Genomic DNA, 12,138 nt, shown 5'->3' with positions numbered 1-12,138 from the left:
TTTTCCCAGGAGGCTGGATGCGCAAGGCAGTGTTGATCGGTGTGATGCTGGGCCTGGCCGGGTGCGGGCAAGGCAACACCCTGGAGCGCATCAGTGGCCCGACCATGGGCAGCAGCTACACCGTGCAGTATGTGCGTACGCCCCAGGGGCCGGCACCGGAGCTGGTCAAGCGCGAGGTCGAGCGGATTCTCGAGGGTGTCGACAGGCGTTTTTCCACCTACCGTAGTGATTCTTTGACCGAAGCTTTCAACAGGCTGCCGGCCAATAGCTGCCAGTCGATGCCGGCCGACGTACTGCAACTGGTGCGGGTCGGCGAGCAACTGGCGCAGCAAAGTGACGGCGCTTTTGACCTGACCGTGGAGCCCTTGCTCGACCTGTGGGGCTTTGGCCCGCAGTCGCGGATGGAAAAAGTACCGGATGCCCAGGCCCTGGCTGCCACTCGCCAGCGGGTCGGGCATGGGCATTTGCGCATAGTTGGCGAGCAGCTGTGCAAGGATGCGCCGGTGGAAGTGGACTTCAACAGCATCGCCGCCGGGCACGCGGTAGACCTGCTGGTGGAGCGGCTAAAAGCCCTGGGGGTCGCGGATTTGCTGGTCGAGGCGACAGGTGAGCTCAAGGCGATCGGGCGCAAGGCCGACGGCAGCCCGTGGAAAGTGGCGCTGGAACTGCCCCGCGCTGACCGCCAGATAGCCCAGCAAGTGCTGGACGTGGACGGGTTTGGTGTATCGACCTCCGGTGACTATCGCAATTATTTCGAGGAGAATGGCCAGCGCTATTCACACACCTTCGATGCGCGCCAGGGAAAACCCGTGAAACACGAGCTGGCCTCGGTGACGGTGTTTGACCGCTCGACGCTGATGGCTGATGGTTATTCGACCTTGCTGCTGATTCTCGGGCCTGAGCGCGGCTGGGAGTTTGCCCTTCGGCACGGGATTGGCGCAGTGTTCGTGACCCGGGTTGCCGATGGTTTCGTCTCCCGCAGCACGCCGGCGTTTGCCCAGGTGCTGGTGAACTGACAATGAATACATGTAGTGCAGAGAAAAATAGCCTACGACGCGACCAAGGGTTAATGTGCGCGGCGTTCAAGCTTGATTAGACTGCACCCGAATTTTTGCATGGCGCCGCTGGCGACATGAGGTAGCCCCGCCCGCCGATGTGGCGCGTGGGCCTGTTCTGAAGGAGTACGCATGGCTGTCTACAACTACGACGTAGTGGTGCTGGGTTCCGGCCCCGCAGGAGAAGGGGCGGCAATGAATGCTGCCAAAGCAGGACGCAAGGTGGCGATGGTCGATAGCCGTCGCCAGGTCGGCGGCAACTGCACCCACCTGGGTACCATTCCGTCCAAGGCCCTGCGTCACTCGGTGCGCCAGATCATGCAGTTCAACACCAACCCGATGTTCCGGGCCATTGGTGAGCCGCGCTGGTTCTCGTTCCCCGACGTGCTGAAAAGCGCCGAGAAGGTGATCTCCAAGCAGGTGGCCTCGCGCACCGGCTACTACGCCCGCAACCGCGTCGACGTGTTCTTCGGCACCGGCAGCTTCGCCGACGAGCAGACCATCGAAGTGGTCTGCGCCAACGGCGTGGTCGAGAAGCTGGTGGCCAAGCACATCATCATCGCCACCGGTTCGCGCCCGTATCGCCCGGCCGATATCGATTTCCACCACCCGCGTATCTACGATAGCGACACCATCCTCAGCCTCGGCCACACCCCGCGCAAACTGATCGTCTACGGCGCCGGTGTGATCGGCTGCGAGTACGCCTCGATCTTCAGCGGCCTGGGTGTGCTGGTAGAGCTGGTAGACAACCGCGGCCAGTTGCTGAGCTTCCTCGACTCGGAAATCTCCCAGGCGTTGAGCTACCACTTCAGCAACAACAACATCACCGTGCGCCACAACGAAGAGTACGAGCGTGTCGAAGGCCTGGACAACGGGGTGATCCTGCACCTGAAATCCGGCAAGAAGATCAAGGCCGATGCCTTGCTCTGGTGCAACGGCCGTACCGGCAACACCGACAAGCTGGGCCTGGAAAACATCGGCATCAAGGTCAATAGCCGTGGCCAGATCGAAGTCGACGAAAACTACCGCACCCACGTGGCGAACATTTACGGTGCCGGTGACGTGATCGGCTGGCCGAGCCTGGCCAGTGCCGCCCACGACCAGGGCCGCTCGGCTGCTGGCAGCATCGTCGACAATGGCAGCTGGCGCTTCGTCAACGATGTGCCGACCGGCATCTACACCATTCCGGAGATCAGCTCGATCGGCAAGAACGAGCAGGAGCTGACCCAGGCCAAGGTGCCTTACGAAGTCGGCAAGGCCTTCTTCAAGAGCATGGCCCGGGCGCAGATTGCCGGTGAGCCACAAGGCATGCTGAAGATCCTGTTCCACCGCGAAACCCTGGAAATCCTCGGCGTGCACTGCTTCGGCTACCAGGCCTCGGAGATCGTTCACATCGGCCAGGCGATCATGGACCAGCCGGGTGAGCGCAATACCCTGAAGTACTTCGTCAACACCACCTTCAACTACCCGACCATGGCCGAAGCCTATCGGGTAGCGGCTTACGACGGCCTCAACCGGCTTTTTTGAGCGGCTCCGGCCGGTGGCCTGAGCCGGCCGGGGAGACCGATTTCAGCGATTCTCGAGGGTGGCGCTGGCCAAACCGGGAAAGTCTGTAATCAGGCTGTCTACGCCGAAGTCGGCGAGCCTGCGCATCAGCGCCGGCTCGTTGACTGTCCACACCGACACGTGCAAACCCTGGCGCTGGGCCTTGATCAGGCGCTCGGGGGTGCACAGTGTCCAGTTCAACGCCAGCAAGTTGCAGCCGTAGTTCTGGGCGACCTTCAGCGGGTCGAGCCAGGCGTATTCGGCCACCAGTCCTCTGGAAATATCCGGAGTCAGCTCCAGCGCTGCGCCCAGCACTTCCCGTGAGCTTGAGGTGATGGTGATCTTGTCGAGCAGGCCGAACTGCTGGGCCATTTCGCGGATCGCCAGCACAGTGGTGGCGGCGCGGGTGCGCGAGGCGCTCTTGACCTCAAGCTGCCAGTGCTCGAAATCGCACTTTTCAAACAGCTCCTCAAGTCGCGGGATCGGGCAGGGCGAGACCCAGCCCGGGCCACCCTTGCGCGCGTCGTAGGTGGCAAGGTCGGCGGCGCTGTGTTCAACCACCTTGCCGCGCCGGCCGGTGGTGCGCTTGAGGCTGGGGTCGTGAATCACCATCAGCTGGTTGTCAGCCGACAGGTGCAGGTCGAGCTCGCAGCGGCGCACGCCATGCTTGAGGCACTGCTGGAAGCTGGTGAGGGTGTTTTCGGGGGCTTCGCCCTTGGCGCCGCGGTGGCCGTAAATCGTGGTCACGTCTGTTCCTTCAACAAATAAGTGAAACTCAGGAGGCGCTTGGGTCGTTCTGCTCCAGGGCCTGGCGTCGTTGTTGCGCTTGGCGTTGCAGGATGTAGCGGGCCAGCAGCTGGCGCTGGGCGTCGGTGGTGTCGACGAACTCGGTGCCGATCTCGTACTGGCCGTCGGCCTGGCGGTCGCAATGGGTGACCTTGGCGCGCAGCAGCAAGCCCAGGGCCTGGGGCATCAGCACCATCTTCACGGCCACGCGCTCGCCGGCCGCCAGCGGCTCGGCGCGGTTGAACTCGATGCCGCCCTCGGACAGCACTACCGCCTGCGGCGCGCTTAATTGCCCGAGCAGGGTCTGCGCAACCACGGCACTGAGCAGGTCGATGCGTTTGTTCTGGGCCTTGAGAAAGGCCGCCAGGGTGCGGTCCTTGTCACTGAGCTGGCGCAGCAGGTGCTGGGACTCGAACTCGCTCAGGTGCAGTTCACTGAGCAGGTTGAACAGCGGTGAAGTATCTTGCAACAAGTCTGTGCCAAGCGCTTCGGCGGCGCTCAACGGGCTAATTTCCAGTGCGATCCGATCCTCGATACGGTAGTATTCGCGGCGATCTTCTTCATCTAATGTCGACATGGCGAACCCATGGTAGCGGCGGTGGTCTGAGTGTAAAGCTGCTAATCAAGCCCCGCCACAAGGACGTTCCTCTTTCATCCGAACAAGCCCCGACATGTTCAGACCTCTCTTCGTATTCATCGGCACGCGTTATACCCGTGCCAAGCGTCGCAACCACTTCGTCTCGTTCATTTCCCTGACCTCGATGATCGGCCTCGCCCTGGGCGTTGTCGTGATGATCGTGGTGTTGTCGGTCATGAATGGCTTCGATCACGAGATGCGCACCCGGGTGTTGGGCATGGTGCCCCACGCCACACTGGAAACCGGCCAGCCGATCAACGACTGGCCCGCCCTTGCCAGTCAAGTAAAGCAGAACCCGCAGGTTCTGGCGGTGGCGCCCTTCACCCAGATGCAGGGCCTGCTGACCCATGACGGCAAGGTGCAGAAGGTGCTGCTCAACGGCATCGACCCGGCCCAGGAGCGCAAGGTCTCGATCATCGACGACTTTATCCGCGAGGGTAAGCTCGATGACCTGGCCCCTGGCGGCTTCGGCATCATGATCGGCGACAAGGCGGCGGCCAAGCTGGGCGTCGGCATCGGTGACAAACTGACCTTCGTCGCCCCCGAGGTCACCGTCACTCCGGCCGGCATGTTCCCACGCATGAAGCGCTTTACCGTGGTCGGCATCTTCCATGTCGGCGCCGGTGAAATCGACGGCTACCTGGGCCTGACCAACCTGTCGGACCTGTCGCGCCTGCACCGTTGGAAAGCCGACCAGGTGCAGGGCCTGCGCCTGAAGTTCGACGACCTGTTCCAGGCCCCCCGGGTTGCCTGGGACATCGCCCAGAAGCTGGGCGAGCAGGAGTTCTACGCCCGCGACTGGACCCGCAGCCACGGTAACCTGTACCAGGCGATCCGCATGGAAAAAGCCATGATCGGCCTGCTGTTGCTGCTGATTGTCGCGGTGGCCGCGTTCAACATCATTTCCACCCTGGTGATGGTGGTCAACGACAAGAAGGGCGACATCGCCATCTTGCGCACCCTGGGCTCGACGCCGGGGCAGATCATGGCCATCTTCATGGTCCAGGGCACGGTGATCGGCGTGGTCGGCACCCTGATCGGCGCGTTGGTGGGCATTTTCGCCGCGCTCAATGTCAGCGCCGCGATTGCCGGCATCGAGACCCTGATCGGGCACAAGTTCCTCAATGCCGACGTCTACTTCATCGACTACCTGCCATCGCAGATCATGGCCGAGGACGTGTGGATGGTCTGCGGCGCGGCATTGGTCCTGAGTTTCCTCGCCACCTTGTATCCGGCCTGGCGTGCGGCACGCACCCAGCCTGCGGAGGCGCTACGTTATGAGTGAGTTGGGCATGAGTGATAAAGCAGTGCTGAGTTGCCGCAACCTGGGCAAGTCCTACGAGGAAGGCCCGGAGAAAGTCCAGGTGTTGTCCGGCCTGCAGCTGGAGCTGCACCCGGGCGAGCGGGTGGCGATCGTCGGTAGCTCCGGTTCAGGCAAGAGTACTTTGCTCAACCTGCTCGGCGGCCTCGATACCCCGACCGAAGGCAGCGTCTGGCTGGCCGGCGAAGAGCTCTCGGCATTGGGCGAACGCGCCCGTGGCCTGCTGCGCAACCGCGCCCTGGGCTTCGTCTACCAGTTCCACCACCTGCTGCCGGAGTTCACGGCGCTGGAGAACGTGTGCATGCCGCTGCTGATCGGTCGCACCGCCATCCCCGAAGCCCGCGAGCGCGCCGAAGCGCTGCTCAAGCGCGTCGGCCTGGGCCATCGCCTGAGCCACAAGCCGGCCGAGCTGTCCGGTGGCGAACGCCAGCGCGTGGCCATCGCCCGGGCGCTGGTCAACCGTCCGGGGCTGGTGATGCTCGACGAGCCTACCGGCAACCTCGACCATCACACCGCCCAGGGTATCCAGGACTTGATGCAGGAGCTCAGCAGCTCTTCGCAGACGGCCTTCCTGGTGGTGACCCACGATCTCAACCTGGCGCGCCAGATGGACCGCGTACTGCGCCTGGAAGACGGGCACCTGGTACCGATCTGATTGCCCGCGCAACGTGCCCGCCGCTGTCAGGCGGGCACCTGGTTCCTTTTCTTTACCCGGGTGCTTTCGTTCATGTTCAGACCCTTGTCTATTTTCATCGGCGCGCGCTACACCCGCGCCAAGCGCCGCAACCATTTCATCTCGTTCATTTCCATGACCTCGATGATCGGCCTGTCCCTGGGCGTGCTGGCGATGATCGTGGTGCTGTCGGTGATGAACGGCTTCCAGCGCGAAATGAGCTCGCGCATCCTCGGCATGGTGCCGCACGCCAGCGTGCTCGGTGCCCAGCCGCTGGACGACTGGCGGCCGGTGGCGGCGCAAGCCTTGAAAAACCCTGAAGTGATCGCCGCCGCGCCACTGACCGAGATGGAAGGCATGCTCTCTTACAAGGGCTCGATGCAGCCGATCCAGGTCAGCGGCATCGACCCGGCCGAGGAGGGCAAGGTCTCGATCGTTGCCCAGCATATCGTCCAGGGCAACCTTGAAGACCTCAAGCCGGGTGAGTTCGGCGTGGTCATCGGTGAAATCACCGCGCGCCGCTTTCGCCTCAATGTCGGCGACAAACTGACCCTGATCGTGCCCGAAGTCAGCAGCGCGCCGGGTGGCATCACCCCGCGCATGCAGCGCCTGAACGTGGTCGGGGTATTCAAGGTTGGCGCCGAGCTCGACGGCTCGCTGGGCCTGATGCACATGGCCGACGCCGCGCAGATGCAGCGCTGGGCGCCGAACCAGGTGCAGGGCGTGCGCCTCAAGGTCAAGGACCTGTACGCGGCGCCGCAGGTGTCCAAGGCGATTACCACAAGCCTTGGCGAGCAATACCGCGCCGATGACTGGACCCACACCCAGGGCAGCCTGTTCAGCGCCATGAAGATGGAAAAGACCATGATCGGCCTGTTGCTGCTGCTGATCATCGCCGTGGCGGCGTTCAACATCATTGCCACGCTGATCATGGTGGTCAACGACAAGGGCGCCGACATCGCCATCCTGCGCACCATCGGCGCAACGCCGGCGCAGATCATGGGCACCTTCATGGTTCAGGGCAGCCTGATCGGTATCGTCGGTACCTTGATCGGCGGCGTGCTGGGGGTGATTGCCGCGCTCAACGTCAGCCAGATCGTCGGCTGGCTGGAGCGGGTCAGCGGCCAGCACATCTTCACCTCGGACGTGTACTTCATCAGTACCTTGCCGTCGGAACTGCAATGGGGCGACGTGGCGCTGATCTGTAGCGCCGGCCTGATCATGAGCTTCCTGGCCACCCTGTACCCGGCCTGGCGGGCTTCGCAGGTAGAGCCGGCGTACGCCTTGCGTTACGAGTGATGGCTGATCGCGGGGCAAGCCCGCTCCTACACCGGCTGTAGGAGCGGGCTTGCCCCGCGATGGTATTCACACCGTCGGCAAGTCGATCACGAACCGCGTCCAGCCCCCAGCTGACTCCCCGCGAATACGCCCGCCGTGCGCCTGCACGATCGAACGGGTAATCGCCAGCCCCAACCCCGCATGCTCACTGCTGCCTTCGCGCCGTGCCGGGTCTGCCCGGTAGAAACGATCAAACAACTTCGGCAGCAACGCCGGGTCAATCGGCTCACCGCGGTTGGCCACCTGCAGCCTTACTCCGTCTTGGTGTCGCTCGATGGTCACACGTATCTCGCCGCCGGCCGCGGTAAAGCGCAGGGCGTTGTCGAGCAAATTGGACAGCGCCCGGCGCAGCATATGCCGGTCGCCGGCAAGCGGCGCCTGGCCCTCACGGCTCAGGCTTACCTCGGCATCTTCAGCCAGCGGTGCGTAGTATTCGAGCAAGGCATCGGCCTCGTCTTCAAGTGCCAGTTGCTGGCGGCTGGGCATCAGCAAACCGTGGTCAGCCTTGGCCAGGTAGAGCATGTCGTTGACCAGTTGCGCCATCCATTGCAGCTCTTCGAGGTTGCTGTGCAGCGCCTCGCGGTAGTCATCCAGGCTGCGCGGCCGGGTCAGGGTTACCTGGGTGTGGGTTAGCAGGTTGGACAGCGGCGTGCGCAGCTCGTGGGCAATGTCGGCAGAGAACGCCGAGAGGCGCTGAAAGGCATCGTCCAGGCGTTCGAGCATGGCGTTGACGGTCTGCGCCAGTTCCGCCAGTTCCACCGGCATTTGCCCTTCGGGCAGGCGTGTGGTCAGCGAGCGTGCCGATACCCCGGAGGCCACCTCGCCCATCTGCCGCAGTGGCCGCAGCCCGCTGCGCGCGGCCCAGGCGCCGAGCAGCGCGGTCGCCAGCGCCGAAAGGCCGACGGTCAGCCAGATCAGCTGCTGCATGCGCTGGAGGAAATGCTGATGGTGGGTGATGTCGAGAAACAGCGTCAGCTGGGCGTCGCCACCGTTGAGGTTGACACACAGGCTGCGAAAGTCGACGCCGCTGCTGTGCAGGGTACTCAGGCCGAGCACTTGCGGCGACTCGGGCAGGCCGGCCTGGCTGTCGAACCAGATGCGCCCGTCCCGGCCGCGAATGCGCACGGCAAGGTCGGCCTGGTGGCTGAGTTCGGTTTGCAGGGCAGGCAGGCGCGGGGCGAGGCTGGCCGGGTCGTCCACGCCTTCGAGCATTTGGCGCAGCAATGACAGGCGGCTGTTGAGCAGTTGCTGGTCGAGCTCGATGAAGTGGGTGGCACTGGCGCGGCTAAAAAGGATACCGGCAGTCAGCGACACCACTGCCGTGCAGGCGGCAAACAGCAGTGCCAGGCGACTACCGAGGGACAGGCGGCGCATCAGGCGCTGCGCTCTTCAAGCACATAACCCATGCCGCGCACGGTATGGATTAGCTTGTTGTCGTGGGCATCGTCGATCTTCAGGCGCAGGCGGCGGATCGCCACTTCGATGACGTTGGTGTCGCTGTCAAAGTTCATATCCCATACCTGCGAGGCGATCAGCGACTTGGGCAGCACTTCGCCCTGGCGGCGCAGCAGCAGTTCGAGCAGGGCGAACTCCTTGGCGGTCAAGTCGATGCGCTGTCCTGTGCGTTCGACCCGGCGGCGGATCAGGTCCAGGCGCAGGTCGGCCAGGCCCAGGCTGGTTTCCTGTGCCGGGCTGCTGCCGCGGCGCAGCAGGCTGCGCACCCGTGCCAGCAGTTCAGAGAAGGCGAACGGCTTGACCAGGTAATCGTCGGCGCCCAGTTCCAGGCCGTGCACGCGGTCTTCGACGGCGTCGCGGGCGGTGAGGAACAGCACCGGGATTTCCAGGCCGGCGGCGCGCACCGCCTGGAGGATCTGCCAGCCATCGCGGCCCGGCAGCATGACGTCGAGGATCAGCAAGTCATAGTCGCCGGTCAGGGCCAGGTGCTGGCCGGTATTGCCGTCGCTGGCAAGCTCGGTGGCAAAGCCCGCTTCACTGAGGCCCTGGCACAAGTACTGGCCGGTCTTGGTCTGGTCTTCGACGATCAACAGTTTCATCGGCTGGCTCTTTTACGTGGATTGCCGCAGGGTTATACCGCGGCGGGCGTGGCGGGTGGCCAAGCTGACAAAGTTGTAATGTTTTTGTCAGGTGACTGCCAGCGGCGATTTTCTACAGTGAAGCCTGAACCGTCGCAACCCTGGAGTGGGCTTGAAATGAAACACCTTTTTATCATTGGCGCACTGGCGCTGTTCAGCCTTCCAGCCTTGGCGTCGCCCGCGCATTCCTACACCTTCGGCCAGCCTGCGCCTGCGAGCAAGGCCACCCGCAGCGTCGAGGTGGTGATGGGCGACATGTATTACGCGCCGCGCAGCCTTGAGGTCAAGGCCGGGGAGACCGTGCGCTTCGTGCTGGTGAACAAGGGCGCGGTAGTCCATGAGTTCAGCCTCGGCGATGCTGTGATGCACGCCAGGCACCAGAAAGAAATGCTCGCCATGCAGGGCCAGATGGACCATTCGGCCATGGGCCACGGCAACATGAATCACGCCAGCATGCAGCATGACGATCCGAACACGGTGATGGTCGAACCTGGCAAAAGCGCCGAGCTGACCTGGACCTTTAGCCAGTCGACGCCAATCGAGTTCGCCTGCAACGTGCCCGGTCATTATCAAGCGGGCATGGTCGGCAAGCTGACCATCGGCCAATAACAGCCGATTGCCCAAAGCATGGCCTAAAACCGATAAACTAGGCGCATTTGCTCCTACAGGTTTTAGCCATGCATCCTGCCGCCGAACATTCTCCGCTGGGTAAATCCAGCGAATACGTTTCCACCTACACACCCTCGCTGCTGTTCCCGATCCCGCGGGCGGCAAAATGGGTCGAGCTGGGCGTCAGCGCCCAGACCCTGCCATGGCAGGGCGTCGATTTCTGGAACTGCTTCGAGCTGTCCTGGTTGCTGGCGTCGGGTAAGCCGGTGGTGGCAATCGGTGAGTTCGCCATCCCGGCCGACTCGCCGAACATCATCGAGTCGAAGTCGTTCAAGCTGTACCTCAACTCGCTGAACCAGACCGTGTTCGAATCGCCCGCTGCCCTGCAGGCATGCCTGGTCAAGGACCTCTCGGCTGCCGCCGGCAAGCCGGTGGGCGTGCAGGTCCGCAGCCTGGCTGAGGTCGAAGGGCAGGGCGTGGTCGGCTTGCCGGGCGTGTGCATCGATGAGCTGGATGTCAGCATCAGCAACTACGAGCAACCGCAGCCGGAGTTGCTGCGTTGCGACAGCGACAACATTGTTGAAGAAACCCTGCACAGCCATTTGCTCAAGTCCAACTGCCCGGTCACCGGCCAGCCGGACTGGGGCAGCGTCACCGTGCACTACCGTGGCGCGGCGCTGGAGCATGCCAGCCTGCTGACCTACCTGATCAGCTTCCGCCAGCATGCCGACTTCCATGAGCAGTGCGTCGAGCGCATCTACCTTGACCTCAAGCGCCTGCTCAACCCCGAACACCTGACGGTTTATGCCCGTTACGTGCGCCGCGGCGGCCTGGACATCAACCCGTACCGCAGTACTTCCCAGGTGACCCTGGAGAACCTGCGACTGGTTCGCCAGTAACGAAAAGCCCCGTTCGATGACGGGGCTTTTTTATTCCGGCGGGCTTAGATGCCCATGCTTTGCAGGCTCTGAACGATATTGCGCAAGGTGGCGGTCAGGCCCGGGTGCTCGACTTCAAAGCGCTCCACGGCGAGGTTGACGCCATCGACCAGGTTGTTGTCCTTGGTCGCGGCTTCCAGCTTGATCTCGGCCTCGATCTTCTCCATCAGCTCATGCAGGTGTTGGCGCTCTTCTTCTGAAAGCGGCGGGTTCTGCTCCAGTTGCTCGCGCAGCTCAGTGAGTTGCTTTTGCAGTTCTTGGGCAGGCATGGGTGTTCTCCCTCTATGAATAGGCACAGTCATGGACCCCGTTAGCGGGTGAAAGGTCCATGCCCTGTCTACTAGAGTAATCCACCGGCCAGCGCTTTGCATGACCCTGATCAAAGGTGCTGTTTCAGGGTTTTTCACCTTTGCGCCGGCGCTGGCCGATGTCTGCCAGGCAGTCGGCCAGGGCTTCGAGGTGGTCGATCACCGAGTGCACGCCCAAGGCAAACAACTGCAAGGTGGCCTGGCCACGCTGGCGTTCCTGCTCCTTGGGGCCAAGGGCTTGCCACTGGCTGCTGGGCCCGCAGGCGGCCAGGCCGATGGTCCACAACCCGGCGTTGAGGCCCGACTGCAGCAGGCGTGGTTCGCCACTGACCAGCACGCAACCGTCGAGTTTGCCCGCCCTGAGGCTCATCAGTGCCTGCCAGCAGGCATCCGGTGCCGGCCAGGGGGTCTTGCAGGCCGGGAAGGCATTGAGCCAGGCCGGCAAGGGGCTGGCCATTTGTTTGCCGTCTGCAGCGGGCAGCTCATCGAGCCAGGCACAGGGAACCTTTTGCTGATACAGCCAGTCAAGGGTGGGCAGCGCGCCCGGAGTGGGGCAGGGTGCCTGGGCATCAGAGCCCGGGTTCACTTCGACAAGGCAGCCGCGCAAGCCGAACAGCAGGGCAGTGATGGCGGGGGAGTCTGGCATGGCAACGTCCCTGAAATACTTTGCAGGCTACGCTTGGGTTGTTACTTTTTGGTGACGCTGCCGATACACAGTTGTTCACATTTTTGCGACGTTGTTTATGCCAAGCTGCTTAACGGCAGCAGAGCCTTTATACTTGCTTCATTTTTTGGCGTAGGACGCGCGGCGTCTGCCTAGTTCGAGGAGTAACAC

13 protein-coding genes are annotated in these 12,138 nt (G+C 63.1%); 7 read left to right on the top strand and 6 right to left on the bottom strand.

What is annotated here, in order from left to right:
* The first annotated feature begins 17 nt into the window (after positions 1–17).
* Together LOY54_RS18695 and sthA are read left to right on the top strand one after the other, a co-directional pair.
* Complete coding sequence (locus tag LOY54_RS18695) at positions 18–1,016, top strand: FAD:protein FMN transferase (protein WP_258594343.1); 999 nt, start codon at positions 18–20, stop codon at positions 1,014–1,016.
* A 171-nt stretch (positions 1,017–1,187) separates the two neighbouring features.
* Entirely contained in the window at positions 1,188–2,582 is a 1,395-nt protein-coding gene (gene sthA, locus LOY54_RS18690) for a Si-specific NAD(P)(+) transhydrogenase (protein ID WP_038994353.1), read from the top strand.
* A gap of 42 nt (positions 2,583–2,624) precedes the next feature.
* On the opposite strand, the gene LOY54_RS18685 is transcribed toward sthA, so the two are convergent.
* Both LOY54_RS18685 and LOY54_RS18680 read right to left on the bottom strand, forming a co-directional pair.
* Complete coding sequence (locus LOY54_RS18685) at positions 2,625–3,347, bottom strand: glycerophosphodiester phosphodiesterase (protein WP_045194882.1); 723 nt, start codon at positions 3,345–3,347, stop codon at positions 2,625–2,627.
* Between the two features lie 28 nt (positions 3,348–3,375).
* Positions 3,376–3,963, bottom strand: coding sequence for a PilZ domain-containing protein (locus tag LOY54_RS18680; protein WP_045194879.1), 588 nt, complete (start codon positions 3,961–3,963; stop codon positions 3,376–3,378).
* A 94-nt stretch (positions 3,964–4,057) separates the two neighbouring features.
* On the opposite strand from LOY54_RS18680, the gene LOY54_RS18675 reads away from it, so the two are divergent.
* The 3 genes from LOY54_RS18675 to LOY54_RS18665 all read left to right on the top strand — a co-directional run bounded on the left by LOY54_RS18675 (position 4,058) and on the right by LOY54_RS18665 (position 7,316).
* Positions 4,058–5,308 carry a lipoprotein-releasing ABC transporter permease subunit gene (locus LOY54_RS18675; protein WP_045194878.1) on the top strand — a complete coding sequence of 417 codons (1,251 nt, stop codon included), beginning with the start codon at positions 4,058–4,060 and terminating at the stop codon, positions 5,306–5,308.
* A 7-nt stretch (positions 5,309–5,315) separates the two neighbouring features.
* Entirely contained in the window at positions 5,316–5,999 is a 684-nt protein-coding gene (lolD, locus tag LOY54_RS18670; RefSeq protein WP_176794235.1) for a lipoprotein-releasing ABC transporter ATP-binding protein LolD, read from the top strand.
* 72 nt (positions 6,000–6,071) lie between these two features.
* Positions 6,072–7,316 (top strand): lipoprotein-releasing ABC transporter permease subunit, encoded by a 1,245-nt coding sequence (locus LOY54_RS18665; RefSeq protein WP_258607550.1) that lies wholly within the window; start codon positions 6,072–6,074, stop codon positions 7,314–7,316.
* Positions 7,317–7,382: 66 nt separating this feature from the next.
* On the opposite strand, the gene LOY54_RS18660 is transcribed toward LOY54_RS18665, so the two are convergent.
* Together LOY54_RS18660 and LOY54_RS18655 are read right to left on the bottom strand one after the other, a co-directional pair.
* Complete coding sequence (locus tag LOY54_RS18660; RefSeq protein ID WP_258610734.1) at positions 7,383–8,732, bottom strand: heavy metal sensor histidine kinase; 1,350 nt, start codon at positions 8,730–8,732, stop codon at positions 7,383–7,385.
* Positions 8,729–9,409: a heavy metal response regulator transcription factor gene (locus LOY54_RS18655; RefSeq protein WP_045194874.1), complete on the bottom strand. Its 681-nt coding sequence runs from the start codon at positions 9,407–9,409 to the stop codon at positions 8,729–8,731. Before LOY54_RS18655 ends, LOY54_RS18660 begins: the two co-directional genes overlap by 4 nt.
* A 156-nt stretch (positions 9,410–9,565) precedes the next feature.
* Between LOY54_RS18655 and LOY54_RS18650 the strand changes: the two genes are divergently transcribed.
* The gene (locus tag LOY54_RS18650; protein ID WP_258607549.1) at positions 9,566–10,057 is read left to right on the top strand and encodes a cupredoxin family protein; all 492 of its coding nucleotides are present in this window, start codon (positions 9,566–9,568) and stop codon (positions 10,055–10,057) included.
* Between the two features lie 68 nt (positions 10,058–10,125).
* Positions 10,126–10,956 (top strand): NADPH-dependent 7-cyano-7-deazaguanine reductase QueF, encoded by an 831-nt coding sequence (gene queF, locus LOY54_RS18645; protein WP_258607548.1) that lies wholly within the window; start codon positions 10,126–10,128, stop codon positions 10,954–10,956.
* Positions 10,957–11,000: 44 nt separating this feature from the next.
* On the opposite strand, the gene LOY54_RS18640 is transcribed toward queF, so the two are convergent.
* On the bottom strand, positions 11,001–11,264 hold the full coding sequence (locus LOY54_RS18640) for a DUF4404 family protein (RefSeq protein WP_045194866.1): 264 nt from the start codon (positions 11,262–11,264) through the stop codon (positions 11,001–11,003).
* Positions 11,265–11,388: 124 nt separating this feature from the next.
* On the bottom strand, positions 11,389–11,949 hold the full coding sequence (locus LOY54_RS18635; RefSeq protein ID WP_045194865.1) for a hypothetical protein: 561 nt from the start codon (positions 11,947–11,949) through the stop codon (positions 11,389–11,391).
* Between the last annotated feature and the right edge of the window lie 189 nt (positions 11,950–12,138).

Source organism: Pseudomonas sp. B21-032 (assembly GCF_024748965.1).
Lineage (GTDB): Bacteria > Pseudomonadota > Gammaproteobacteria > Pseudomonadales > Pseudomonadaceae > Aquipseudomonas.
Note: the sequence above shows the minus strand (reverse complement) of the source record. Positions and strands in the feature narration are given on the sequence as shown.

Bases quoted from the DNA above. Each gene is read 5' to 3' on its own strand.
- lolD (WP_176794235.1), top strand. From the start codon at position 5,316: ATGAGTGATAAAGCAGTGCTGAGTTGCCGCAACCTGGGCAAGTCCTAC.
- LOY54_RS18695 (WP_258594343.1), top strand. From the start codon at position 18: ATGCGCAAGGCAGTGTTGATCGGTGTGATGCTGGGCCTGGCCGGGTGC.
- LOY54_RS18665 (WP_258607550.1), top strand. From the start codon at position 6,072: ATGTTCAGACCCTTGTCTATTTTCATCGGCGCGCGCTACACCCGCGCC.
- LOY54_RS18640 (WP_045194866.1), bottom strand. From the start codon at position 11,264: ATGCCTGCCCAAGAACTGCAAAAGCAACTCACTGAGCTGCGCGAGCAA.
- LOY54_RS18650 (WP_258607549.1), top strand. From the start codon at position 9,566: ATGAAACACCTTTTTATCATTGGCGCACTGGCGCTGTTCAGCCTTCCA.
- sthA (WP_038994353.1), top strand. From the start codon at position 1,188: ATGGCTGTCTACAACTACGACGTAGTGGTGCTGGGTTCCGGCCCCGCA.
- queF (WP_258607548.1), top strand. From the start codon at position 10,126: ATGCATCCTGCCGCCGAACATTCTCCGCTGGGTAAATCCAGCGAATAC.
- LOY54_RS18675 (WP_045194878.1), top strand. From the start codon at position 4,058: ATGTTCAGACCTCTCTTCGTATTCATCGGCACGCGTTATACCCGTGCC.
- LOY54_RS18680 (WP_045194879.1), bottom strand. From the start codon at position 3,963: ATGTCGACATTAGATGAAGAAGATCGCCGCGAATACTACCGTATCGAG.
- LOY54_RS18655 (WP_045194874.1), bottom strand. From the start codon at position 9,409: ATGAAACTGTTGATCGTCGAAGACCAGACCAAGACCGGCCAGTACTTG.
- LOY54_RS18635 (WP_045194865.1), bottom strand. From the start codon at position 11,949: ATGCCAGACTCCCCCGCCATCACTGCCCTGCTGTTCGGCTTGCGCGGC.